25 protein-coding genes are annotated in these 25,806 nt (G+C 36.6%); 14 read left to right on the top strand and 11 right to left on the bottom strand.

Annotated elements, in window-relative coordinates; translation table 11 throughout:
- Nucleotides 1-26 precede the first annotated feature (26 nt).
- The 10 genes from NG809_RS14585 (at nucleotide 27) to NG809_RS14540 (ending at nucleotide 8,281) form a co-directional block, all read left to right on the top strand.
- Nucleotides 27-644, top strand: coding sequence for a hypothetical protein (locus NG809_RS14585; protein ID WP_262151837.1), 618 nt, complete (start codon nucleotides 27-29; stop codon nucleotides 642-644).
- A 55-nt stretch (nucleotides 645-699) separates the two neighbouring features.
- The gene (locus NG809_RS14580) at nucleotides 700-1,164 is read left to right on the top strand and encodes a hypothetical protein (RefSeq protein ID WP_262151835.1); all 465 of its coding nucleotides are present in this window, start codon (nucleotides 700-702) and stop codon (nucleotides 1,162-1,164) included.
- A gap of 134 nt (nucleotides 1,165-1,298) precedes the next feature.
- Nucleotides 1,299-1,706, top strand: a complete 408-nt coding sequence (gene tsaE, locus NG809_RS14575) for a tRNA (adenosine(37)-N6)-threonylcarbamoyltransferase complex ATPase subunit type 1 TsaE (protein WP_262151833.1) — start codon at nucleotides 1,299-1,301, stop codon at nucleotides 1,704-1,706.
- A 158-nt stretch (nucleotides 1,707-1,864) separates the two neighbouring features.
- The gene (locus NG809_RS14570) at nucleotides 1,865-3,058 is read left to right on the top strand and encodes an alanine dehydrogenase (RefSeq protein ID WP_262151831.1); all 1,194 of its coding nucleotides are present in this window, start codon (nucleotides 1,865-1,867) and stop codon (nucleotides 3,056-3,058) included.
- Entirely contained in the window at nucleotides 3,059-3,430 is a 372-nt protein-coding gene (locus NG809_RS14565) for a hypothetical protein (RefSeq protein ID WP_262151829.1), read from the top strand. It begins immediately after the preceding gene.
- A gap of 144 nt (nucleotides 3,431-3,574) precedes the next feature.
- The gene (locus tag NG809_RS14560; RefSeq protein WP_262151828.1) at nucleotides 3,575-3,928 is read left to right on the top strand and encodes a type II toxin-antitoxin system RelE/ParE family toxin; all 354 of its coding nucleotides are present in this window, start codon (nucleotides 3,575-3,577) and stop codon (nucleotides 3,926-3,928) included.
- A complete protein-coding gene (locus NG809_RS14555) occupies nucleotides 3,918-4,220 on the top strand; it encodes a helix-turn-helix domain-containing protein (protein ID WP_262151827.1) in 303 nt (100 codons plus the stop codon). The genes NG809_RS14560 and NG809_RS14555 overlap by 11 nt, the downstream gene beginning before the upstream one ends.
- Nucleotides 4,221-4,237: 17 nt before the next feature.
- Entirely contained in the window at nucleotides 4,238-5,008 is a 771-nt protein-coding gene (locus tag NG809_RS14550; protein ID WP_262151825.1) for a histidine kinase, read from the top strand.
- Nucleotides 4,986-5,696: a LytR/AlgR family response regulator transcription factor gene (locus NG809_RS14545; protein ID WP_262151823.1), complete on the top strand. Its 711-nt coding sequence runs from the start codon at nucleotides 4,986-4,988 to the stop codon at nucleotides 5,694-5,696. Before NG809_RS14550 ends, NG809_RS14545 begins: the two co-directional genes overlap by 23 nt.
- A 299-nt stretch (nucleotides 5,697-5,995) precedes the next feature.
- Entirely contained in the window at nucleotides 5,996-8,281 is a 2,286-nt protein-coding gene (locus NG809_RS14540; protein WP_262151822.1) for a cation:proton antiporter, read from the top strand.
- A gap of 83 nt (nucleotides 8,282-8,364) precedes the next feature.
- Here NG809_RS14540 and murB read toward each other — a convergent pair whose 3' ends face one another.
- The 3 genes from murB to NG809_RS14525 are packed head-to-tail and all read right to left on the bottom strand — an operon-like array spanning nucleotide 8,365 to nucleotide 11,102.
- The gene (gene murB / locus NG809_RS14535) at nucleotides 8,365-9,402 is read right to left on the bottom strand and encodes a UDP-N-acetylmuramate dehydrogenase (protein WP_262151820.1); all 1,038 of its coding nucleotides are present in this window, start codon (nucleotides 9,400-9,402) and stop codon (nucleotides 8,365-8,367) included.
- Nucleotides 9,399-9,884 carry a hypothetical protein gene (locus NG809_RS14530; RefSeq protein WP_262151818.1) on the bottom strand — a complete coding sequence of 162 codons (486 nt, stop codon included), beginning with the start codon at nucleotides 9,882-9,884 and terminating at the stop codon, nucleotides 9,399-9,401. The genes murB and NG809_RS14530 overlap by 4 nt, the downstream gene beginning before the upstream one ends.
- 18 nt (nucleotides 9,885-9,902) lie before the next feature.
- On the bottom strand, nucleotides 9,903-11,102 hold the full coding sequence (locus NG809_RS14525) for a pyridoxal phosphate-dependent aminotransferase (protein WP_262151816.1): 1,200 nt from the start codon (nucleotides 11,100-11,102) through the stop codon (nucleotides 9,903-9,905).
- 265 nt (nucleotides 11,103-11,367) lie between these two features.
- On the opposite strand from NG809_RS14525, the gene NG809_RS14520 reads away from it, so the two are divergent.
- From NG809_RS14520 to NG809_RS14505, 4 genes are all read left to right on the top strand, one after another.
- Nucleotides 11,368-13,164: a T9SS type A sorting domain-containing protein gene (locus tag NG809_RS14520; protein ID WP_262151814.1), complete on the top strand. Its 1,797-nt coding sequence runs from the start codon at nucleotides 11,368-11,370 to the stop codon at nucleotides 13,162-13,164.
- 98 nt (nucleotides 13,165-13,262) lie between these two features.
- Nucleotides 13,263-13,718 (top strand): DUF1801 domain-containing protein, encoded by a 456-nt coding sequence (locus tag NG809_RS14515; RefSeq protein ID WP_262152584.1) that lies wholly within the window; start codon nucleotides 13,263-13,265, stop codon nucleotides 13,716-13,718.
- Nucleotides 13,696-14,337 carry a YiiX/YebB-like N1pC/P60 family cysteine hydrolase gene (locus NG809_RS14510; protein WP_262151812.1) on the top strand — a complete coding sequence of 214 codons (642 nt, stop codon included), beginning with the start codon at nucleotides 13,696-13,698 and terminating at the stop codon, nucleotides 14,335-14,337. Before NG809_RS14515 ends, NG809_RS14510 begins: the two co-directional genes overlap by 23 nt.
- Before the next feature lie 336 nt (nucleotides 14,338-14,673).
- Nucleotides 14,674-14,979, top strand: a complete 306-nt coding sequence (locus NG809_RS14505; protein ID WP_262151809.1) for a cysteine methyltransferase — start codon at nucleotides 14,674-14,676, stop codon at nucleotides 14,977-14,979.
- Between the two features lie 122 nt (nucleotides 14,980-15,101).
- Here the strand turns inward: NG809_RS14505 and NG809_RS14500 are convergent, their stop codons facing one another.
- The 8 genes from NG809_RS14500 to NG809_RS14465 all read right to left on the bottom strand — a co-directional run bounded on the left by NG809_RS14500 (nucleotide 15,102) and on the right by NG809_RS14465 (nucleotide 25,511).
- Nucleotides 15,102-15,602, bottom strand: a complete 501-nt coding sequence (locus NG809_RS14500; protein WP_262151807.1) for a hypothetical protein — start codon at nucleotides 15,600-15,602, stop codon at nucleotides 15,102-15,104.
- 62 nt (nucleotides 15,603-15,664) lie between these two features.
- Nucleotides 15,665-16,504 carry an SH3 domain-containing protein gene (locus tag NG809_RS14495; RefSeq protein ID WP_262151805.1) on the bottom strand — a complete coding sequence of 280 codons (840 nt, stop codon included), beginning with the start codon at nucleotides 16,502-16,504 and terminating at the stop codon, nucleotides 15,665-15,667.
- 175 nt (nucleotides 16,505-16,679) lie between these two features.
- Nucleotides 16,680-17,507: a 50S ribosomal protein L11 methyltransferase gene (gene prmA, locus NG809_RS14490; RefSeq protein ID WP_262151804.1), complete on the bottom strand. Its 828-nt coding sequence runs from the start codon at nucleotides 17,505-17,507 to the stop codon at nucleotides 16,680-16,682.
- 397 nt (nucleotides 17,508-17,904) lie between these two features.
- A complete protein-coding gene (locus NG809_RS14485) occupies nucleotides 17,905-18,117 on the bottom strand; it encodes a hypothetical protein (protein ID WP_262151803.1) in 213 nt (70 codons plus the stop codon).
- Nucleotides 18,118-18,347: 230 nt separating this feature from the next.
- Nucleotides 18,348-19,061 (bottom strand): 3-ketoacyl-ACP reductase, encoded by a 714-nt coding sequence (locus NG809_RS14480; protein ID WP_262151801.1) that lies wholly within the window; start codon nucleotides 19,059-19,061, stop codon nucleotides 18,348-18,350.
- A 395-nt stretch (nucleotides 19,062-19,456) separates the two neighbouring features.
- Nucleotides 19,457-21,040, bottom strand: a complete 1,584-nt coding sequence (locus tag NG809_RS14475; protein WP_262151800.1) for a calcineurin-like phosphoesterase family protein — start codon at nucleotides 21,038-21,040, stop codon at nucleotides 19,457-19,459.
- Nucleotides 21,041-21,070: 30 nt separating this feature from the next.
- Nucleotides 21,071-22,522 carry a SusD/RagB family nutrient-binding outer membrane lipoprotein gene (locus NG809_RS14470; RefSeq protein WP_262151798.1) on the bottom strand — a complete coding sequence of 484 codons (1,452 nt, stop codon included), beginning with the start codon at nucleotides 22,520-22,522 and terminating at the stop codon, nucleotides 21,071-21,073.
- 10 nt (nucleotides 22,523-22,532) lie between these two features.
- On the bottom strand, nucleotides 22,533-25,511 hold the full coding sequence (locus tag NG809_RS14465) for a SusC/RagA family TonB-linked outer membrane protein (RefSeq protein WP_262151797.1): 2,979 nt from the start codon (nucleotides 25,509-25,511) through the stop codon (nucleotides 22,533-22,535).
- Nucleotides 25,512-25,806 lie beyond the last annotated feature (295 nt).

The raw sequence follows: 25,806 nt of genomic DNA, 5'->3' as shown, positions 1-25,806 counted from the left end.
TAGAGTAATTTTAGAAAATAAATAAAATGAAAAAATTCTACACGATTGCGATATTTGTTCTGGGTATTCACCTGATGATGTCAACAGACTGTTCGGGATTTCATGAGGAACAAATTGAAGTAAACCCCAGCCTCATCAAAATCAGTCTGAATAACGACAAAATCTACAACGTCGGTGATACAATCACCATCCGTGGCCGTGTCTCAACCAATGGATATCACGTCATAAAAATGGATTCTGTAAAACTGGAATATACACCGCCATTTGTGATATCTGCTTCCAAACTTACAAAAGCTTCCACATCTTACAATCTTCTTTATGCCGAGAAAAAATTTAAAATAATAGCCGAAGGTTATGTCGCGGATGATCATGGCAATTGCCCGAATACCTTTATCAATACTTCTGCAAAGGAAGATCCGGCTAATAAGCTATACCGTTACGAAATAAAAATGATCCCTAAAGAAACAGGTGATTTTGTGCTTCATTTTGATCATACTTTCTCCGTCGAGACCATCAACAAAAAACAAAATTTACTTGACTCTTATCCGATTACCGGACCCAACAAAATGAGATGGGAATTCTGTGGAAATACAAATGCAATGGCCAACCTGAGAGAAGGTGACATATTCGTACAGGTAAATTGATGATAAAATTTTAAACATTCACCTGAAAAACTCAGACAAAAAGACATATTTCATTATGAAAAGTATCATCGTTTTCTTTCTTTTATCAGTACTAATCGGCTGTGGACATTGTGATCACTGTGACGACCAGCCTATTGAATATGTGTACAGTATACAAAACAGTTCGGGGGCTAAAGTTGAAATCATACCCTACACTTTAAATTCTGCAGGAGTTGAAGAAGTTAACTTGTCTGAAAAAATAACGATTGAAAATTCTAAAAAGTATACTGAAAAATTTAGAGATTTGGCTCCCTACGATGGTTTCAGCTATTATAAATTGCTCAATTATCCAAAAAAAATAGGTATCGTTTTTAATAATTCCAGAAAAATAACTTATCAAATCTGTGATTTTAATGGAACACCCTGTATTGATTCTAAAAATATTTTCAGCAACGATTACAACAATGGGACTGTAGAAACTTACATCATCACCGCAAGTGATTTTCATAATGCAATACACTGTAATGGAAACTGTTTCTAAGAAAACATTAGAGAAATTTTAAGCAAATCTTTGTGGACATATAATTATTTTAAGGTAGATTCTGAATAAAAATTCATCCAAAAATCTTTCAGACACTGAAACGTTTACTAATTTTACCGTTTCAAATAAATTGCATGCATTTCGAGATCAGAAATTTAGAACAATGGCAGGATGTGGTAACCGAAATTTTACCACAACTGAAACACAATATTCTTTTACTGAAAGGAAACTTAGGCGCTGGTAAAACTACTTTCACACAGGTTTTACTGAAAAATCTTGGCAGTAAGGACGAGGTCAACTCTCCCACTTACTCGATTGTGAACGAGTACAGTTCGCAAAAAGGAAAAGTTTTCCATTTCGACCTGTACCGTCTGAAAAACATCGAAGAAGTCTATGACATCGGTATTGAAGAATATCTTGACAATTCATTTCTCTGCATCATCGAATGGCCTGAAGTTTACGAAGAAGAGCTCGAAGGGCTCGGTTATCACACCATGAATATTGATAATAACGGCGAAAGCAGAAATATTTCTTTTGAATAATAATTGTCTGAAATAATTCACCAGTTTATTTAAATTTAAAATACCGGTTTTAAGCCCAGAGCAAAAAGCTAATTGCCATCAGCGAGTTAATCTGTATATTTGCCTAGTGAAACCGATTGATTTTTAAATTTTATATCAGTCAAAATCCATCCTGAAAAATGAGCACCACCAATATTTTTACTCCGTTCACCGAAGAAGAACTGATGCCGAAAGAAGAAAAACTTGAGGTCATCAAAAAAGGTAAACAGTTCAGTATAGGAATTCCAAAAGAGACCTGCCTCAACGAGAGGCGTACGTGCATCACGCCAGATGCAGTGCAGGTTTTGGTAGAACACGGCCACGAAATCGTTATAGAATCGGGTGCCGGACAGGGATCTTTTTTCACAGATCTTCAGTATTCTGAATCGGGAGCGAGAATTACCAACGATCCTAAAGAGGCTTTCGGGCAGGATTTGGTTTTAAAAATCAATCCGCCGACAGACGAGGAAATAGAGTACTTTAAGCCGAACACCTATCTCGTTTCGGCATTACAGATCAACCTGAGAGATAAAGATTATTTCTGCAGGCTTGCTCAGAAAAAAGTCAACGCAATCGCTTTCGAATTTATTTTTGATGAATACAATCAGCTTGCTCTGGTAAGATTAATCGGCGAAATCGCCGGTACAGTTTCTATCTTATATGCATCAGAACTTTTAGCTTTATCCAACGGACTGATGCTTGGAGGAATCACAGGAGTGAGACCCACAGAAGTTGTCATCATCGGAGCTGGAATTGTGGGCGAATTTGCTACGAAAGCAGCTATTGGTTTGGGTGCAAGCGTAAGAGTTTTTGACAATTCACTTTCAAAACTGAGAAGACTTCACACTTTGGTAGATAGCAGAGTTCCTACTTCAATCATTGATCCTAAAGAACTTAAAAAAGCATTGAGACGTGCCGACGTTGTCATCGGAGCACTTCCGAGAATGAATATGACGCCTGTTGTAACCGAAGAAATGGTTACAAAAATGAAAAAAGGCACCGTAATCATCGACATCACCATTGATAACGGCAAAGTAATCGAAACTTCCGAGCTTACAACGATGGAAGACCCTTATGTTATCAAACACGGTGTAATTCACTGTGGATTGCCAAATCTAACCTCAAAAATGCCGAGAACTACCACGAAGGCAATCTCTAATTTCTTTCTGTCTTATCTTCTAAACTACGATGAAGAAGGCGGTTTCGAAAATATGCTTCTCCGCAAAAACGAAATGAAACAGAGCCTTTACATGTACAAAGGCCGTCATACCAAAAAAATCATCTGCGAACGCTTTGGGCTGACGTATCATGATATCAATCTTTTAATTTTCTAAATGAGAAAAATCAAATTTTTTGCATTCGGGCTTATTCCCGGATTAATCATTGTATTTTTTGTTCTAAATAAAAAAGGTGCCAGCTGCAGCGGATACCTTCCTAACAGCCGAGTAATCGCCGAAACATTATCCAAAGATTTTAAGTATTCTGAAAGTTTCAAAACTGAAATGAATACTTTGAAAGTCGATGAGAAATTCTTAAAAGACAGCATCATCACTTTGGGAAAAATTGATTTTGACCGCAGCAAAGCTCAGCAAAAGCCTTGCCCGGGCTATCTGATGACGTATCCTGAGAAAAATCCTCAGTATGAAATTACGTTTGAGAAATGTGAGGAAAATGCAGTTTTGAATTCTCTGAAAAAGTTGAGATAGTATTTATTTTCTAATAAAATGTACCCTAAATTTCAATAGTACATACGATATGGTTTTTGAAAATATCTAATCAAAAAATACAATACATAGGTCCTTGCATAAGGTTATCTAATTCAATAACTTTGTATCTGAAAATACAAACAGATGAATGATAATTTTATTCGAGAAATTGAATATTACGAGGATTACTATTTAAATTTTTTTGAAACTTTAAAACCTGATATTCAAAAAAAGTTTAACTGGACGTTACAACTCATTGCAACACTTGAAAGAATACCTCAAAAGTATTTTAAGCATCTTACAAACTCCAACGGAATCTACGAAATTAGAGTTGAATACGCTTCAAATATTTACAGGGTTTTCAGTTTTTTCGATAGAGGGAATCTTATTGTTCTGGTAAATGGTTTTCAAAAAAAAACGCAAAAAACGCCAAAGCAGGAACTGCAAAAGGCAGAGGAATTAAAACAAGAATATATAAGTAAGAAATATGGAAAATAAGCTAAAAACAACTTCTTTCAGAGAACATCTAGATCAACAATACGGTAAAATGGATACTGAAAAAAGACAAAAATACGAGCAGGAATTTGAAGCTTTCAAACTTGGGGCTATGCTTCAAGAATTGCGTAAAGAAAAGGGGTTAACACAAGAACAACTTGCTGAAAAATGCGGAACTACCAAAACTTATATTTCAAGAATTGAAAATGATGCAAGCGACATCAGGCTCTCGACATTAATGAGAATTATTAGAGAAGGTCTCGGTGGAAGCTTAAAATTAAATGTTAATCTTTAACCAAAATTTTCTACAATATGGAAGGCAATTACAACTTGATCCATGACTACGTCATTTTCACTGGGGTTTTTGCCGTTTTTTTATTTTTAACACTCAGCATTTATTTATTCAGTCGAAATCAAAGGCTTAAAATTAAAAACGCAAAACTTTCCGAAAGCAACAGACTGATTCAAAACAGATTGAATGAAGTTCAACTGGAACATATCGGAACAAAACTGAATCCGCACCTGTTTAAAAATATCCTCAATTCCGTTCAGTCTCATGCTTATCAAACCTACATGTCACTCGACAAACTGGCAAATGTTCTGGACTATATTCTCTATGAAAGCAACAATAAATTTGTAAGCCCGAAAGAAGAACTGAGTTTTGCTTTAAGTCTTATCGAAATCAATAAAATCAAGGTAAACCCGCTTTTTGATTTCAGAATTAAATCTAAAATTGATAAGTCAGATTCTGTTTTTGAAGAGAAAGTTTTTGCTCCGCTGATTTCTGTAGATTTAATTGAAAACGCCTTTAAACACACAGATTTTCTGGCACAGGATTCATTCATTTCCATACAGATGGAACTCGATGCCGGAATTTTTTCAATGAAAGTAAGCAACAAAGCTTCGCTGAAAAACGTTCTTCATAAAGACAACAGCGGTTTCGGAAGCCAGTCTTTAGACCAAAGGCTCAAATTAATTTACAGTGATTTTTATACCCTTCGTAAAAATTCAAAAAACGGTGTTTTCACAGCAGAACTAACAATCAATTTAGGTGAATTCTATGATAAAATGCGTTATTCTTGATGATGAATTACTGGCGATAAGCTATCTGAAACTTCTTTGCGAACAGATTGAAAACGTAGAAGTTGTAAAAGCCTTTAACGATCCTAAAATCTTCCTTAGCGAAATCAACAACCTCGACTGTAACCTCTGTATTTTAGACATAGAAATGCCGGGAATGACTGGCCTACAGGTTGCCGAAATGATTTCCGGTTCAAAAAAAATCATCTTTACCACTGCTTACAAAGAATACGCTGCCGAAGCTTTTGACCTGAATGTGGTGGACTATGTAAGAAAACCCATCAAAAAAGAAAGACTTGTTCAGGCTTTCGAAAAAGCTTCGGATCTTCTGGTCACAACCCAAAGAAAAGAATTTATTGAATGGAATACCAACATCGGTAAATCCACAATTTTCACTGAGCAGATTGCCTACATCAAAACCTCTGAAATCGACAGCCGCGACAAAGATATTATTCTCAAAGACGGAACTGTGATTGTTTTAAAAAATCTCAATTTTAAATCTCTTCTGGAAATGCTTCCAACAAAGGATTTTGCGCAGGTAAACAAAAAGGAAATCATCGCTTTATCTTCTGTAAAAGTTTTATCCACCAACGAAATTATCACGACTATTTCTACAGAATCTGATCATTTTTTGAAACTGCAAATTGGGGAAACGTACAGAAATTCTTTGATGGAAATGTTTGGGAAATGATTTTTGATTGTTTTTTAATATTGCGGGAATTTTTAACACAAAGTGCACGAAGTTTTTTTTCACTGACTGACCGTTTTCAAGGTTCACAAAGCCGTAGACTTGTAGAAGCCTACAAAAGGGTTTTGACAATTGATATCTAAGGTAGATTTGCATGTAAATAAACCGAAAATTGATATTCTCCTGCATCAGAATCATTTTCATTACATTATTCCAATCATTCATTACATTTCAAGTAAAACAGGTTCAAACATCCGTTTATTCTTAAGAAATTTGCATTTTAATATAATGACTGAATGATTATGGCAAAGTATAGAAATATTATTTTTTATGTAGCAACGATTGTCTTTTTTTCCGGATTGATGTACTGGTTTTTTGTGGAAGGAAAAACGCTTGAAATCGGTGAAAATATTCCACCTGCAAAGGCTTCGGGAAACACAATGTGGGAAACGTTTACTGATTCTTTTTTATCGAATCTTCATCATCCGTTAGCGCTTTTGCTTACCCAAATTGTCACGATAATCATGGTGGCAAAACTGTTTGGCTGGATTTGTGTGAAACTGAAACAGCCTTCCGTGATTGGAGAAATGATTGCAGGAATCGTCTTGGGACCATCGCTTTTCGGGATGTATTTTCCTGAAATCTCAGCCTTTCTTTTTCCTAAAGAATCCTTGGGAAATCTCCAGTTTTTAAGTCAGATCGGTTTAATTCTATTCATGTATATCGTTGGAATGGAGCTCGACCTGAGTGTTTTAAGAAAAAAAGCACACGATGCAGTAGTCATCAGCCATGCAAGTATTATTATTCCGTTTGCTTTGGGTGTCGGACTTTCTTATTTCATATACAAAGAATTTGCTCCGGAAGGAATTCAGTTCAGTTCGTTTGCCCTGTTCATCGCCATTGCGATGAGTATTACAGCATTTCCTGTTCTCGCCAGAATTGTACAGGAACGGAATTTACATAAAACGAAAATCGGAACCGTCGTAATCACCTGTGCAGCCGCCGATGACATTACAGCATGGTGTATTTTGGCTGCGGTTATTGCTGTGGTAAAAGCAGGATCTTTTTCAGGATCAATCTTCGTCATCATTATGGCAATTGTGTACGTTTTCATTATGATCAAAGCGGTGAGACCGTTTTTACACAGAATTGCAGAGTCTCAGAAAGGAAAAGGTTTTATCAGCAAAGGTTTGGTTGCGGTGTTTTTTTTAATCTTAATTATATCGGCCTACGCCACAGAAGTAATCGGAATTCATGCCTTATTCGGCGCATTTATGGCCGGAGCAATTATGCCTGAAAATGTAAAATTCAGAAACTTATTTATCGAAAAAATAGAAGATGTTGCTTTGGTTTTATTGCTTCCGCTCTTCTTTGTTTTCACTGGTTTAAGAACACAAATTGGACTTTTAAATGATCCGCATCTTTGGAAAATCGGTGGATTTATTATTTTGACTGCAGTTGTCGGGAAATTTGTAGGAAGTGCTTTGACTGCAAAATTTTTAAAGCTTAGCTGGAAAGACAGCCTCACCATCGGAGCTTTAATGAATACGAGAGGTTTAACTGAGTTAATTGTTTTAAATATCGGTTATGACTTAGGTGTATTAGGTCCTGAACTGTTTGCAATGCTTGTGATTATGGCTCTGTTTACCACATTTATGACGGGACCTTGTCTTGACCTTATCAATTACTTATTTAAAGGAAAAAAATCATCACTGGAAGAGGAAGATGATGATGGAGAAAACGATGCAAAATACAGAGTTCTTCTTTCTTTTGAAACGCCGGCTTCAGGAAGTACTTTGTTGAAACTGGCAGACAATCTGACCAGTAAAATGAACGGGAACAAAAGCATTACAGCAATGAATATCGCTCCGGTAGACGAACTGCATGCTTTTGACATTGAAGACTTTGAGAAAGAACAGTTTAAAAACGTTATCGAAACTTCTGAGGAACTTTCACTAGAAGTGACAACACTTTTCAAGGCTTCTACCGATTTGGAAAATGATTTAACAAATATTTCTAACAAAGGAAATTATGACCTTCTTTTGATTATGCTGGGGAAATCAATGTATGAAGGAAGTTTACTGGGTAGACTTTTAGGTTTTACCACAAAAATCATCAATCCTGAAAAGTTACTGAATACGGTAAAGGGGAAAAGCAATATTTTCAATAATTCACCATTCGACGACTCTACTTTACAGATTCTGGACAATACCAATATTCCTGTGGGTGTTTTGGTGGACAGAAAATTTACGTCGGCCGACAGGGTTTTTATTCCGATATTTAATTTAAGCGATTTTTATCTTCTTGAATATGCCAAGAGGCTGATTAATAATAACAATTCTCAGATTATTATTCTGGATGTTGCCGGACAGATCAGAAATAATATTGAAGTGAAAGAACTGATCAGAAGCATCGAACAGGTTGCTCCGAACCATATCACTTTATACAACGAAAAACAGATTGAAAAGGAATTTCTTCAGGGTCAGGATTTAATGCTGATCAGCAAAAAAAGCTGGCGCGGACTGATTGATTCCAAAAGTCTTTGGCTGTCTGATATTCCTTCCACCTTGATTATTTCGAATCCTTAATTTTAGTTTCATATTTTCATAGAAAAGCATTCTTTATTATATTTAAAAGAATGCTTTTTTTATTTTTAAAAATGTTGAAAACTCTAAAGAATATTCACCTCTCTTTCCAGTTCGATCCCGAATTTTTCTTTTACCGAATTGATAATCAGCGTTGAAAAATCGAAAATTTCTTTTCCTGAAGCATTTCCTGTTGCGTTGACAATCACCAGCGCCTGAAGTTTGTGAGAGGCTACATTTCCGATCTGCTTTCCTTTCCAACCACACTGTTCGATGAGCCAGCCGGCAGGAACTTTTACAAAATCACCATTCCGATAACCTAGAATATTTTCAAATTTTGATTTTAAATCTTCAAACTGAGCCAAAGGGATTGTTGGATTTTTAAAAAAGCTTCCTGCATTTCCAATTTCTTTTGGATCCGGCAATTTACTTTGCCTGATATTAATGACCGCTTTGGAAACATCCTGAATGGTGGGATTTAAAATTCCTAAATTTTCCAGTTCATTTTTGATTGCTCCGTATTCGGTTTTGATTGCGTGAATATTTGAAGTTAACTTAAAAGTAACCTCCAAAATGACATATTTTCCTTTTCCTTCCTGCTTAAAAATAGAATCCCTGTATCCAAATCTGCATTTTTCAAGATCAAAAGTTTCCACTTCGAGAGTTTCAAGATTTACAACTTTACAGCTCACAAAAGTATCCTTAATTTCCGTTCCGTAAGCACCGATATTCTGCATTGGCGATGTTCCCACATTCCCCGGAATTAATGAAAGATTTTCCAGTCCACCATAGTTTTTACTTAAACAATATAGAACAAATTGATGCCAGTTTTCGCCCGCCTGAGCCGTGATAAGAACTTCATTTTCATTTAAAACTTCTTTGGAAATTCCTTTTAAATTTAATTTAATGACCAATCCGTCATAATCTTTGGTAAACAAAATATTGCTGCCACCGCCGAGAAATAAGGGCTGAAGTCCTTCGACAAGCTCAGGATGACCAGTTGGAGCGTTTGAGGGTTGGAGCATTTCAATTAATTCTTCAGCAGAATTTACTTCCACGAAATATTTTGCTTTAGCTTCTACACCAAAAGTTGTGAAAGGTTTTAAAGAGAAATTTTCTTTCATAATGGTTTGAATTCTTTCGGAATTAATTTTTCTAACTGTGTTTTAAAATTTTTAAGCTGATGGTAATTGTACTCGTCGTTGTAGGCGTTTACAAATACATAGGAAGTTCGGCTGGTTTTGATTTGAAAAGTTTCATCTACGCCATCGTTCGCCTGAAGACTTTCAGAACTTTTAATAAAAGGTAACTGATTGATTTTAAAACTACTAAACAATTGCTTTTTACCATTTTCAGTTAGAGGCATTTTCCAGGATCTGTGTATATTTCTAGAAGTTTTACCTACATCTAAAAGTATGGAATCCTGAGTAACTTTTATCGTTTTATAATTTCCTTCATCGCCTCCAACCTTTGAAAAGATAACGTACTCCAAAGTTTCTTCGCCAGTTGATGTCTTCTTTGAATCTGTAGATTTCGAACAAGAAAAAATCAGCAATAAAAACACTGGAAAGAAGATTTTCAAACCTGATATTTTTATTGCTGACATGTATTTTAAAATCAAAAATTATTTTTCGAGATTGTATTTTTCAAGGGCATCTCTTAAGATTTCGGCACTTCTGCGAAGATCTTTTTCATTAAGAACATACGCAATTCTCACCTGCTTTTTACCCAGTTCAGGATTAGAATAGAAACCACCTGCGGGAGCAACCATAATCGTTTCTCCTTTGTTGGTGTATTTTTCTAAAAGCCACTGAGCAAAAACTTCGGTATCATCTACAGGAAGCTCAGCAACGCAATAGAAAGCACCTTTAGGTTTCGGACAGATTACTCCAGGAATAGCGTTCAACTGCTCTACCAAAACATTTCTTCGGTGGGTATATTCTTCTCTCACGGCTCTGATGTAAGCTCCGTCATTCTGATGAGCTGCTGCTGCTGCAATTTGTCCCAATAAAACAGGACTTAATCTTGCCTGCGCAAAAAGCATTGCTGCGTCATGAATTTTTTTCGAACGCGTAACCATACAACCGATTCTCACACCACACATAGAATATCTTTTGGATTCTGAATCGATAATGATACAGTTGTCGGCCAGCTCAGGAAAAGCCAGCATCGAAATTTGCTGTTTTCCATCATAAACATATTCTCTGTAAACCTCATCTGAAATGATTACGATATCGTATTTCACAGCAATTGCCGCCAGTTGCTGAAGTTCTTCGCGGGTGTAAAGATAACCGGTAGGATTTCCGGGATTACAGATCACGATAGCTCTTGTTTTTGCCGTAATTTTTCTCTCGAATTCCTCAATTGGAGGAAGCGCAAAGCCAGTATCAATTGTAGAAGGAACAGCTACAACATTTACGTTGAAAGTGCTTGTAAATCCGTTATAATTGGCATAATACGGCTCAGGGATAATCACCTCATCTCCGTCATCACAAAGTGTGGAAATGGCAAAGTTTAAAGCCTCCGAACCACCGTTGGTTACAATAAAATTATCAGCAGTAAGATCTGTAAAATCCAGTGAATGGTAATAATCTCTAAGTGCATTTCTGTATTCTAGATTGCCTTCAGAAAGGGCGTATTCCAGAACTTTAAGATCAATATTTTTCAAAGCATTCAGCGCAGTTTCCGGAGTTTCGATATCCGGCTGACCGATGTTCAGGTGATAGACTTTTGTACCGTTTTGTTTTGCTTTCAAGGCAAAAGGAACCAGTTTTCTTACCGGAGACGCCGGCATATTCTGAGCTCTGTTGGAGATGTTTGGCATATTGGGAATTTGTATGTGCAAAAATAGCAAATTATTTTGTCTTGCCTCAATTTAAAATCACCAAAACAGCCGATACAATGCTTCAAATAGAAATTATGATTAAACTGTTAATAACTCATTATTTTAAAATATTTTCACAACGCAAATGATTACATATTATCTAATTTTTATGATAAGCTAAAAATGTTTAAAAAATGTTTAAAATTAAAACTCAGCGTATTGATTTATTTCTTAGTTTTACAGCAAACTTAATAAACTGTATTTTATGAACAAATTTTTACCAACTCGTGTGATGGGTGTCTTGGGTATTGCTGTAAGCTCCCTCGCATTTGCACAGAACTATCAGACAATGCCGATTGCTTCAGGTCTTAATGCAGACGTAATCGCCAACGGTGTAGGCTCTTCAATGACATCAACTTCTACGGACGTAGATGGTGTTTCATTTGCTTTTATTTCAAGAGATTTTCAGCTTACATCTTCAAGCACAGCGCTCACGTATGGTCTGCCGGTAAACCAAATTATTAATTCTGTAGTAGCCAGCACACCTGGATTGAGCTACATTTTACCAAGCTATAGCGGCAATAATTCTTTAAAGCTTTCCAATCAAAACGACAGCGGAACTATTGTTTTCACAACTCCTAAAGCAGCATTCAAATTATACATGCTTGCTACTACAGGAAGTGGTTCTTCAACAGTAAATGTTGTGGTTAATTTCACAGACAACACTTCTCAGACATTTACAGATGTTGCAGTTTCAGACTGGTATAACAATTCAGGATTTGCAGTTCAGGGCTTTGGAAGAATTAATAGAACTAATGACACTCTGGAATCCGGAAGCGGAACAAACCCAAGATTATATCAATCTTTACTTAATATTGATGCCGCTAATCAAAGCAAGCCAATTCAAAGTGTAACGATTACAAAAACATCTTCAGTACAGGGACATGCCAACATCTTCGCATTTTCTGCAGATGCTTATTCAGACTGTGCAGCTCCCACATTAAATCCTGTTGGTGCACTTACTGCAAATACAGCAGCAGTATCATGGACGCCCGCTAACGGCACCACTGCCACAAGCTATGATGTTTATTACAGTACAACCAATACTGCACCTACATCATCTACCACACCTAACTTAACTGGCATTACCGGTAATTCTACAACAATTCCAGGGCTAGCTCCCACTACAACCTATTATTATTGGGTACGTGCCAATTGTAGCACAACAACAGGACAAAGCTTATGGTCTTTCTCAGGAAGCTTTACAACATTATGCGCAGCTGTAGTACCTGCATATACAAATACTTTTACCCCATTCCCAGGAGGATGTTGGGCTCTCAATCTCGTAGGAGGAGACAGTACAAGTGGTCCTACAGGCACAGGAACTGCACTTTGGGTACAAGACGGATATTTAAACAATGGAAGCACTGGAGCTGCAAGAATCAACCTTTACTCAACCAACAGAAGAGGATGGATGAAAACTGTACCATTTGATCTGTCAGGAGGTGGCTATAGAGTAAAATTTGATTATGGAGTAACCGCTTTTACAGGCACAGCATCTATTGCAATGGGAACAGATGACTATGTACAGTTTTTAGTATCGAATGACGGCGGATCAACATGGACGGTTCTCCAAACCTGGAATAATACCAATGCACCATCTAACACATTAAATACTTACTCGTACGACCTTACCGGATATAACAGTGCCAATACCGTATTTGCTGTATTCGGGACTGATGGTACTGTAGACGACCCTCAGGATTATAACTTTTATGTGGACAACTTTATTGTAGAAGCTGCACAGTTGGCAACAGCTGAAACATCTTTAGCTAAAAAAGAAATTAAAGTTTCTCCAAATCCATTCACAGATGTAATCAATATCTCAGAATTTAAAGATATTAAAACTCTAAAAGTAACAGATCTATCCGGAAGAACGCTTAAGACAATTGAAAATCCTGAAGCGCAAATCAATTTAGGTGATTTGAGTGGCGGATTATACCTGCTAAATCTACAGTTCAAAGACGGATCGCAGAAAAGCGTGAAAGTCATTAAAAAGTAGAATTATTTTTGAATTATTATTTTCCAAACGGCTGTGCATTTTTGTACAGCCGTTTTTTGTTTGATTTAAATTTTGTTAATTTGAAAAAAAATATAGCTATGCAAATTCCGGCAGATTCTGTAGAAGAATATTTATCAAATATACCTGAAGAAAGACAGGAAGCTTTTATAAAACTTTACATTACGATAAAAGAAAATTTACCTGAAGGGTTTGAAGAATCCTTAAGCAGTGGAATGATCAACTGGAATGTACCTTTGGAAGCGTATCCCTCAGGATATCACTGCACACCGGGCAAATCTCTTCCGTTCATCAGTCTCGCATCCCAGAAAAATTTTATTGCGCTGTATCACATGGGAATGTATGCCAATCCGGAAATCCTGAATTGGTTTACCGAAGAATTTCCGAAACATTCAAAAAGAAAACTTGATATGGGAAAATCTTGTGTAAGGTTTAAAAATATGAATGAAATTCCTTTTGAACTGATTGGTGAACTGAGCAAAAAAATGACTGTACAAAACTGGATCGAGCTGTATGAGAAAAATCTTAAACGTTAAGCTGCTTGCTTTTTTAATTCTGATTTTCTCATTAATCAGCTGTGCTTCCAATCTGAAATCGGATTTAAAAAATGGTGATCTGCTTTTTGTAACGGCAAAAAATTCAGGATTATCCGGCGCGATTAATAATGTCACGCAGAAAAAGGAAACCGAAAAATTTGATCACATCGGAATTTTAGAAATTAAAAACGGGCAATATTCTGTTCTTCACGCTTCTCCTGAAAATGGTTCAAACAGACAGAATCTGAAAGATTTTATTAAGGATCAAAAAGAAGATCAGCAAAATATTGTAGTCTACCGTTTAAAACCTGAATTTCAGAAAACCATTTCAAAAGCTTTGTCAAATGCAGATTTAATGCTGGGCAAGCCTTATAATTTCAATTATATCTTGGATGAAAATTCTTACTACTGTTCAGATTTTATTGAAAGAGCTTTTAGAGAAAATCAAATTTTCAAACTTGAACCGATGACTTTCAAGGATCCTAAAACCGGAAAAACGAATGAGTTCTGGCAGGATTTCTACAACAAAAAAAATCTGAAAGTTCCCGAAGGCGAATTGGGCTGCAATCCCAACGGACTCGCCGGTTCAGACAAATTGATTAGAATTAAAGAACTATAAAAATCTGAAATGAATTTTACCTAAATTTAATTTTCTCTCGCAGATTTGGCGGATAATGCAGATTTTTCAGCAACTGAAATCAGCTCAATCCGCAAAATGTGCGGGAATAAAAAAAACAGAGCGAAATTTATCAGAATTTAATTTTTATCAAATTCCAATTAGCTTTAATTCTAAAGAAATCCGACGCGGGTTTCTTTTTTTTGTTAAATTTTACAAATTATTAGTCTACAAATTTGGTGGACTAATAATTTTTTATACTTTTGCTAAGTATTTAAAACAAAATAAAACTTTATGTACAAAGGAACTGAGTCATTAACTTAAAAAAATCACCAAAACATGATTACACGAAATCTGCAGTCTTTACCGCAAAAACTGACCATCAGCAAAAAAGAAATTGTTCTTGAAGTAGAATTGAACGGGAAAATGAAATTTGATCATCTTCTTAATGTGATTTGCAATCAGATGGGCATGTGCTACAAAGTTTTAAACGCAGACGTGGAATACATCAACGGATTTGATTTTGGCTCTTTTCAGCTTTATCTGAATACGACGACGGAAGAATTTCAGAATCTGGAATATTTCCTAAATAAAAATAAATTACTGAATACCAATGTAGAGTACATCTGCAGAAGATATTCCTAATTGAATTCCATATAATTTGATTGAAGCGCTCGTCATCCATTTGTATGAGCGCTTTTTTTATTTTACCTTTTGAAATTGATGAATTGAAAAGTTCAAGTTTTATTAATAAAACTATTCAAATCTCATCCAAATCCCGAACTCCACTGCCAATCGTTCAACAGAATTTCGGTAATAATAAAATCGTCAGGATATTCTTTAAAGCCAACTTTTTGTTGAAGGAAATTCACAACATCATTTGCCATTTTTTTGTCAGAAAAAACTCCTATTTCTCTCTCATCATCCAAAAATGTATGAATTGTATAAACATGACTTACTTTAAAAACTGTTTTTAAATTCAGCTTCGTAACTACTTGACTATAATTTGGAATAAAATCATCTTCGGGTAAATAATCCCGTCCAATTTCACCAACAACTTCTGTGAAGCCATTTTGCCAATTAATTTTATTCAGTCCTATTTTTTTCACATAGAAATCGTGAGGATAATCTGAAAAACCACGAAAAAACAATAACCTTTGCTTTTCTTTTTCTACTTCAGAGAGATCATCAAAATATCCTAAAAACTTACTATCACGGTGGGTATCGTCCGTATAAGTATGTTCGAGAGCATAAAGAAAATAATCCATTACATTACTTTGAAGAAAAACCACCGTAAATATACACTGGTTTTCAATTTTATAATAAAATATTATTTTGCTTTAAAAGAATTTCCGTTCCAAAGATATGTTTTTGACGAGCGTTTAAATTTCTCGCGCTCTTTTTCATCCTTTTCCATTTCTTCCATTTTAAAAACAAAAGCATTCGGAATTCCGCCTTTATCATTAGGGAAAATAAACTTTTCTGAATGATAATAAACATCTGCGTCGCCCACATTCATCAATTGAGGCAGGGCAATCAGTTTTTTATCTTTCAGCAAAACATACTGATCATAGGCCGCAATTCCACAAGCTTCACCCGAAACGGCTGCTTTCAGAGTAAGCTCCACATTTTTCAGACGGTGACTGCTTTCAATACCGAATGTTGCGTAGCTTAAACTTTCGACCAAACCGGTTTCAAAAGAAACTTCATCCTCTAAAGTTTCGCCCGTCAGCATTTTTATCGATGCAAAGTTCTGTTTGTATTTCTGATTGTATTTTTTATCCGTTCTGTCCTCAGTTTTTGTGATTCCGAAAAGAAAATCGTAACCATTTTTGTTTCTGAAACCTACCGCAAGATTTCCGCCCCAGATAAATCCTTCGAAATTCTGATTGTCCTTCTGATACGATACTTTGTACCAGTTGGCACCTCTTTCACCTAATTTCAAAACTTTTTCTTCTTTTCTGACAATTAAAATCTGCTGATTGGTTTTAAGAGAATCCAAAATCTGAGCATTCACATCCGGAGCCTGTCTCACTCTCGTGTAATCGGTAAAAACCTTCTGCGTTTTGTTGTCTTCAAAATGAAAAACACCGTTGGCATAAACATCATTATCCTGAGCGGAAATGGTTTGGAGAAAACAAAAGAAAAGTGTGGTGAGGAAGAGTTTCATTTTGTGAGGTTGAGGTTAAGGTTGAGGCAGAGGTTGAGAATGGATTATTTCGATAATGCTCGACTGGGCTCGGCGTGACAGTGATTACCAAAAGAATTTCAGATAATACTATCACGCTAAGCACAGATAGATTGTCTGCGAACGAAGTTTACAAAGCCTCTGCAATTTCGTAAATCTACTTTTCAAGAAGAAGGCTTACCCATTCTTCACGCTGCAGTTTCTTTTTCAGTTCCAGATTATTCTCTTTGCAAACTTCCAGAATATCATCCACATCAAAGAAACACAGGCCTGAAAGCAACAATTTTCCACCTGCAGTCAACACATTAACGTAGGTTGGAATGTCTGAAATCAAAATATTTCGGTTGATGTTGGCTAAAATAATATCGTAGCTTTCTTTTCCTAAATTATCGGCAGTTCCCAGTTCGATATCCAGCTCTACGCCATTTCTTACAGCGTTTTCTCTGGAATTTTCAACTGACCATTCATCGATATCGATGGCTTTGGTGTCGCCGGCACCGATTTGTTTTGCATAGATCGCCAAAACCGAAGTTCCGCAACCCATATCGAGAACTTTTTTGTCCTTAAAATCAATATCCATCATCTGTTGAATCATCAGATGCGTGGTCGGGTGATGCCCTGTTCCGAAAGACATTTTTGGCTGAATGATAATCTCGTGCATGTCTTCCACAGACTCGTGAAATTCTGCTCTGATTAAGACTTTATCATCGATATTAATCGGCTCGAAATTCTTTTCCCACTCCTCGTTCCAGTTGATGTTGGGCATTTCCGTGAAAGTATATTCTATTTTCACTTCCTCATTCTGAAAAAGAGGCAAAGCTTTAAGGTCTTCTTCTTTAAATAAATCTTTCTGAATATATCCTAAAATACCATGAATTTCTTCCGTGAAACTGTCGAAACCAATCTCAATCAGTTCAGCCATTAATATTTCGCCCCAAGGTTGAAGTGGTTCTATTTTAAAATCAAATTCCAAATAATTTTGCATGTGAGTAATTTGTTGCAAAAATAGGGAATTTGATTTGAGATCTGAGGTTTGAGATTTGAAATTGATGAGCACCATGCGGAATCGGAGATTTAGGCTAAGGTACGGGCGAAAAAACATGATGAGTTTGTTGAGTGACGATAAATTTTGTCATTTTGTCAGTGTCTTTTTATGCGCGATCGAGATACACTCGAGATACCTTTTGTAAACCCTGAACTATTTTTACAGATTCTTACCGCTGAACGTGATATGACAAAATGACTGAAGAGTTTTTTTTTAGTTTCAAATAAAGGTTTATCGCACACAATGTCATGTGAAATTTTATAATTATGTTTGTGTAGTGGATTGACGTTTTTTAGAAATTTCAAACGGAGTTATAAGACTTTTAGAAAAAGCGCAGTCACGGATTGCAAATCCGCAACATCGGTGTTAATATAGGAAGTCTTTTTCCTTTTAGCTGTTCAGGTGATAACATTCTTTTTGTTTTTGCATCAAACCTATATCCATATTTCCATTCAAATCTGTGTATCTCTTTACCAAAGCCAGATAATGTAGATTTTCTTGTACCGTCAGCTAATTTTTCCCAGTTTCTTAAATACCTTTCTTCTGACATAATCCCCGCTGCGCAAAGTCTTCTGACTTTGAGCTACCAACTTTCATAAGATTTTAACTCATTTAAAACGCTATCGAAAGTCTCTCCACATCAAACAAAAACCACAGCAAAATCCATGATTTCCACTTATTAAAGATAAAAAAAGCGAACAAAAAAGTCCGCTTTATTAATACCTGAATGAAATATTTTGAATCTCGAATTTCAAATTTCAAATCTCAAATCTCAAATCTTTACGGATTTGTAGAGAAAATAGAACCGTTGGCGATCAGCGCTCTTCTGTTCATTTTCAGAATATCTCTTACCCATTCTGCGAAGTCTTCAGGCTGAAGAACTTTGTCGGGATTTCCGTCTGTTAAGCCACCTTCGATGGACATGTCGGAAGCAATTGTACTTGGGGTCAAGGTAACAACTCTGATGTTTTGCTTTCTCCATTCCGCCATCATGGATTGAGATAGTGAAACCACTGCCGCCTTGGATGCTGCGTAAGCCGACATATTCGGACCCCCTTTCAAACCTGCTGTTGATGCCACATTGATGATATCGCCCTCTCCTTTTTCTTTCAGGAAAGGATACACTGCTTTAGCTGCATAATATACTCCGAAAAGATTGGTTTTGATCACCTGCTCCCAAACTTCAGAAGACATTTCTTCGATGCTTCCAAAATCCCCGATTCCTGCGTTGTTGATGAGAATATCAACACTTCCCAATTGCTCTGCGATCTGTTCGATTCCTGCTTTCACATGAATTTCGTTATCTATACTGAAAACTGCGTACGTTGCATTTACTCCTAATTTCTGAATTTCGTCAACGGTCATTTTAAGATTTTCCTCATTTCTTCCGGTAATCCCAATATTCACACCTTCATTGGCAAGAATTAAAGCAACTGCTTTCCCCAAACCTCTTCCACCACCTGTAATGATGGCATTTTTTCCTTTTAAATTCATTCTTTAATTTTTGAAGGTACAAATTTACGAAACCTATTTTTTAAACACGTGTTTATGTTTTTGATTTCATAAAAATGTGTTATGTTGAAATTCTATTTGGAATTTTAATGTTAATGAAAGCAGGGATTTTTGCTGAATATTGTAAGGTTTAAACGCAAGGACAGACAAAGTTTTTTTTGATTGATCATGTTGATTTAAAGATAGACAAAGGCGTAAACTTAATTTAGAAATTCCAAGATTTAAAAGTAGATCAATTTTTTCTTCAAAAGGTCTTCGTCAGGCTCAGACTGACAATGCTGATGAAATTATTCATTAAAACATTTCATTAAAACATCAAAACCGGCAACATTGCTGAGGCCGGTTTTGACTGAAGTATAGTAAAAAAATGAAATAATCTAAGGAATCAGAACAGAATTCTGAACCTCAAATTCTTCCGTTGCGGTAAATTCGTTTCCGTACATATCGTGGGCTTTGACCTCAACTTTATGTTTTCCTAATGTTAACTTATTTCCAAATCCTGCAACCCAAATATGCTTAGACTGTTCTGGGTTTGATGGTCTTCTTCCAGCAAAAAGTGTGTCTGTAGAATCCCATTTGAAAACCGACTTGGCAAAGTTCGGGTCGATGGTTTCGTTATACTCCATTTCTTCCCATTTTCCGCCGTCGATTCTGTATTCTACTTTGTCTTTTTTGCTTCCCATAAAGAAATTTGCCAATACTTTAGCCGAAGTTTTTGATGGATAAGGAATCACTTTCGGAACATATAACTGAATCTGATAATCTTCAGGTTTCCCCGCTGTTTTGTACTTAACTTTATATTGATTATCATTGAAACTGATGAAAGAATATCCTTTTGCAGTTCCGTCTCTCATGGTGGAAGTCGGCAAACCGATTTCGTCTGAAGTTCCAGACCACCAGTCGCCACAGGTTGTTCCAACGTTGTATTCGTGCAGATCTTTCGCTCCCGTCCACCCTTGTGCTTTTCCGTAGAAAATCTGTTGCTGAATGTGCGTGTGAGCCGACAGCATCAGTGCATTTTTGAAAGGCGACAAAGCATCAAACAGTTTCTGACGGTCAGCATTTCTGAAATTATCTTCATTATTATGTTCCAAAGGAATGTGGAAAGAAACCACAATTAATTTGTCTTTATCAACCAGTTTCAAATCATTTTGAATGAACTGAATCTGATCTTCTCTGAAACCACCCCAGTACCCTTTTCCATCTCTCGGATCCGGATATAAAATGTCGTCAAGCACCATGAAATGGACATTTCCGTAATTGAAAGAATAGTTTGCCGGTCCGAAAGTAGCTTCAAAAGTTTCGTCTGAAAGCATATCTTCTTTGGCATCATAGTTCATGTCGTGATTTCCCATCACGTTGTACCAGGGCAGACCAATTTCTTTCATAATGTCTGCGTAAGGTTTTTGTAAACTCAAATCATCACCAACCAAATCTCCCAAACTGATTCCGAAAACTGCGTTTTTCTTATTTCCTTTCACCTCATTCACGATCGCTCTCTTGAAATAATCCAATTGTTTTGCTGAATAAGGCTGCGGATCTCCGAAAACCAGAATGTCGAAATTTTTGCTTTCATTTTGTTTAAATAAACCAAAATTCAGCTCTTTTGGAAGCGTTCCCGTAGGTGCAGTTCCTTTGTATTTAAAATCTGCCGGAGAACCTTTTGGCTTGTACTGATAATAATATTGTGGAAGATTATTCTGGTTTAAACCCATCATATAACCTGAAGGTTTGATCACGAAAACCGTCTGTCCTTCAGCAACTGGCAAGCTGTACTTTCCGTTTTTATCCGTTAAAACTACCTGAGCTCCATTGGAAACTGCAACATTTTCAATTCCTTTTTCTTTGCTTTCTTTTTTCTGATTTTTGTTTATGTCTTCATAAACATATCCTGAAACTGAAGTCTGCGCCAAAGCCATTGAAGAAATCAGCAATGCCGGAATGATATATTTTAAATTCATTTTAATTGTTTTAAATTTTAAAAAAGAAAATTATTGATTCCACCACATTTTGGTGTTGATATTATCTCCACCCATACTTTGGGAAGCGGTAACATAATTATCATAATTCTGAACTTTCGTAACCGTTGGATAAGGCATTCTCTGAGGCATTTTACCTTCATTCATCAGTCCGCCATTATTAGGTAAAACCGGGAAACCTGTTCTTCTCTGCTCATACCACTGCTGATGGTCAACAAAAAACAATCCCACATATTTCTGCAGCATAATTCTTTCTAAAGTACCGTTGTAAGCCACTTTCGGATTGGTAAAATAATTGGCAGGAACTGTGCTTCCCCACTGTTCGATTGTCGCTTTTACACCGTTTTCGTAGAAAGTCTGCGCATTTCCGGAAATGATTCCTTTAAACGATAATTCAGATAAAATAAACTGAAGTTCCGCATAAGGCATCACCAAAATTTTCATAGGAGCTTTTGCTAAATTCTGATTTAAATTGGAAGGCTGATAATCGAAAGTTGATCCCAAAGCATAACCAGAAGGCACACCTTTAAAACCAATATTGGCGTTTGCCGGAGGAAGACTTTTAGCCTGAGTAAAAAACATGCTCAACCTTGGATCGTTATTGTCTACCAAAGTTTGTGTGAAAAATCCTCCAGCTGCTCTATATGCTGTAAAATCCTGCGGTCGTGCGATAGGAGGCATCAAAGGGGCAACTCCTGAAATATCCAAAACCACTCCGTCTGCATTATTCTGAAAGATGGGATAAAGGGCAGGATTATTCACAATTTCGGTAATTCTCTGATTAACATTCACTTCACCATTCTTCTTTGAAATTCTCGTTAAAAGTCTTAAAGAAAGAGAATTACAGAATTTTTTCCATTTTGTAATTCCGGCTGTACTTGAGTTTGCCTGAAAGAAAAGATCACCTTCACTCAAAGTCTTGGTTGTGTCAAATAAAGCATTTGCTTCTTTTAAATCATCCAAAAGGAAGAGATAAATATCTTTCTGCTTGTCATATTTAGGCTTCATGATATTGTCTTCAAGCCTCAAAGCTTCCGTCATCGGAACGTCGCCAAAAGCATCGGTTAAATTAGCCATGATCCAGGCATTCAATACTTTGGAAATTGCTAAATAATTGGCGTTATTTTCCTTTTTTGCAGCTTCGTTGAGCTCTTTAACCTGTTTTAGCCATTTGTAACTTGTATTCCAATAGCCATTTCCAGTACTTTCTGTAAGATAATAGCGGCTTACCGTGGTTCCTTCATTGGGAAAAGCTAAAGCAACCTGCATGATATCGAAAGTAAAATCGTCGGCTCTGTTGTAACCGTAAGAACCCATTTCGTACTGAATCGGAACCAGAAAACTACCTACAGACGGCGTTTTTATTCTGCTTGTATCTGTATTAATCTCTTCAAAACTTCTTTCACAGGAATTCATACTGAAAACTGAAAAAGCGATTGCGGTAGATAAAAATATTTTTTTCATGAGATTGATTTTAGAATTTTAAATTAACTTGAAAACCGACAGTTCTTGCCGTTGGAAGCTGACCGATTTCAGCACCGGGAGTAATCGTAAAGTCGTTAAGAGCCGCAACTTCAGGATCAAACATTGGAAATTCTGTCCACATCCATAGGTTTTTTCCAAAGACGGCTATCGTAAGTTCGGTAAGTTTTAAAGGTGCGATAACGTCTTTTGAGAATGAATAAGCAATTCTTGCATCTCTTAATTTAATGAATGAGGTATCGAAAGTATTGGTTTCAATATTGGCTCTTCTGTAATAATCACCGTAATAAGCGGCTAAACCGACAGCTTTTGTATTCGGGCTGTAAGTTCCGTCAGGATTTCTTACAACACCGTCTCCGACAATAGTTCCTGAAGGATTTTCTCTTCCCATCAAAGTATGCCCCAATTTACCCTGTTCAGACATTTTGTGATGCGTCTGAGAATAGGCAACACCACCGTATTGACCGTCGAATGAGAAACTTACCTGCCAGTTTTTAAATTTAAAATCATTTTGCAATCCGGCTCTCCATTTCGGGAATGCGTTTCCTACTTTTTCCACTCTGTCGGGTCTTGCGGGAAGTCCGGTTGTGGCATCGTAAACGACCTGACCGTTTTCATTCCGAACTAATTTAAATCCATATAAATCTCCCAGAGAACCGCCTACAACGGCGTTGTAATATAAAACCCCAGCAACTGTTGAGATGGTGTAAGAGTTTTCACCTGCAAATTCGGCTGGTAACGTGAGGATCTTATTTCGGTTTAAAGTCCAGTTGGTTGAAACATTCCAGCTGAAATCTTTTGATTTGAAAGGAATAGCGCTTAAGCTCATTTCCACCCCTCTGTTTCGTACTTTTCCTGCATTGATAATTCGGTTTGAATATCCCGATTCTAATAATGTTGGAATTGTAATAATTTGGTTATCCGTATCATTCTGATAAAGCGTAACATTATAGCTCAATCTGTTTTTCAGCACTGAAAAATCCATCCCCGCTTCGATGTTGGTGTTGTCTTCAGGCTTCAGCAAAGGATTTGGATAGGTTCCCGGCGTTAAAACGGAACCGATAAAATCACTTGGCGTATAATATTTATCCAGCTGATAAGGAAGTCCTGCAACCCCAACTTTTGCCCAGGAAGCTCTTAATTTCCAATAGTTAAAACCCGGACTCGATAATTTAAATATGTCTGAAAGAATAAAACTACTGCTCAACGAAGGATAAAAGAACGAACGGTACTGTACCGGAAGTGTGCTGCTCCAGTCGTTTCTTCCCGTTACATCAAGAAATACCACATTGTTGTAACTGGCACTTAACAATCCGTAAACAGAATTGGTCTGTTGGTCATTTGGTTTCGGAACTCTTGTGATTAATGAAATCGCATTATTTAAACTGTAATCTCCCACCACTTTTAAACCTTCCGCACGGTAATCATTCATTACATATTCGTTGTAACGGACGCTTGCCCCGGCATTTGCCGTGATATGAAATTTATTGTAATCTTTCTTAAATGTGAATAACAAATCATTATTAAACTCATTATTTTTAATGTACTGTTCTCTGTAAAAACCTTTGAGGTAATTGGCAGAACTGTACGGTCTCTTGGTCGTTCTTTCTTCGTCCAACATTTCAATCCCTGATCTCAACATCAAGCTGAAATTTTTGTTGAAGTCGTAGGTTCCCATAATATTTCCGGTAATCATCTTCTTTTCAACACCATTCAACATCTGATAAGCTATCAGATAAGGATTATCTATGAACGAACTGAAAGGGTGAATCTGATCAACCAACTCCTGTCCAGGTTTCCAAATTGGTTTGTACCAGGCCAAATCAACATTCGGATTCTGGAAAATCATGAAATAAGAAATCGACTGATTATTATATCCCGTTGCCGGAAGATTATCACTTTTCGTATTGGCATAATTGAATTTAGTAGAAACCCTGAATTTATCTGTGACTTTGTGATCCAATGAAAAAGCGGCATTAAAACGGTCAAAACCTGTGTTTGGCATCATCCATTTATTATCAAGATAAGAAAGCGATGCTCTGAAACTTGTTTTATCTGTACTGCTTTCCACAGATACATTGTTGGAAGACGTCACTCCGGTTTCCCAGAAGCCTTTGATATTGTCTTTATAAGGTCTCCACAACTGTCTTTCGGCGCTCTGCCCTAAAAGATTCGGATCGTACTGAAAATACGACTGTCCGTTGAATTTTGGTCCAAATGCACTACTCGTTCCTCCCGTATTTACGCCATCTGCAGAGGCACCGTAAGAATAGAAAAACTGTCCGGTTGTATTTTTTGCAAGAGTTCCCTGTCCGTATTCATATTGATAATCAGGCCATTTTAAAACTGAATCATAACTCAAAGAACTATTGAAAGAAACTCTAAGTTTTCCGTTTTTGCTTTTCCCTGATTTAGTGGTTACCATTAAGGCTCCGTTGGCTGCTCTTGAACCATACAAAGCCGCTGCTGAAGCTCCTTTCAGAACAGTTACTGATTCAATATCATCAGGGTTGATGCTGTTTAAACCATTTCCTAAATCGATTGGTAAATCTCCTCCAGTTCCGGCTCCATAAGCTGCAGTTCCCGTTCCGGTGGTAGAATTACTTAAAGGCACACCATCCACAACAATCAAAGCATAGTTTCCGTCAAGATTGAAAGATTTTTCACCTCTCAAAGTAATTCTTGATGAGCTTAAAGGTCCCGCTCCCGCAGTCTGAATCTTCAAACCGGCAACACGTCCTTCCAACCCCTGAGCCCAGTTATTATTCTGGATATTTTCAAAAACTTCTGAATTAACCTTCTCAGCCACATAGCCAAGAGATTTATCCTGTCGTTTAATCCCCAAAGCAGTGACTACCACTTCATCAATTGTCTTTATACTGTCCTGCTTTGCCGTTTCCTGTGCCGCGACATTAAGACTGATAAGTCCTAAGAGCGACAACATTATAACTTTCTGAGTCGTTTTACGCATATCCAATTTTTGTTTGCGCAAAATTAGAAAGCTATGGTGAGCATAAGTTTAATAACGTTTTAACATATTTTAAAGGATTTTTAAACACCATATTAATTTATGATTAACGGATATGCATAAACTTTTAGCAGACAGCAGTTTAGAAAAATGAATATTTTTTAATGCTGAAAACCAGTTGTTTTGCCATACCTTTATTGTCTTTTCCTGAGAAAATAAAATATACCACACGCATACCTCAAACGGAGTTTCACTGGAATTTTTTTAGTATTTAGACAAAAAAATCTGCCTAAAAAAG

Source organism: Chryseobacterium foetidum (assembly GCF_025457425.1).
GTDB classification, from domain to species: domain Bacteria; phylum Bacteroidota; class Bacteroidia; order Flavobacteriales; family Weeksellaceae; genus Chryseobacterium; species Chryseobacterium foetidum.
This window is presented reverse-complemented; position numbering and strand designations above follow the sequence as displayed.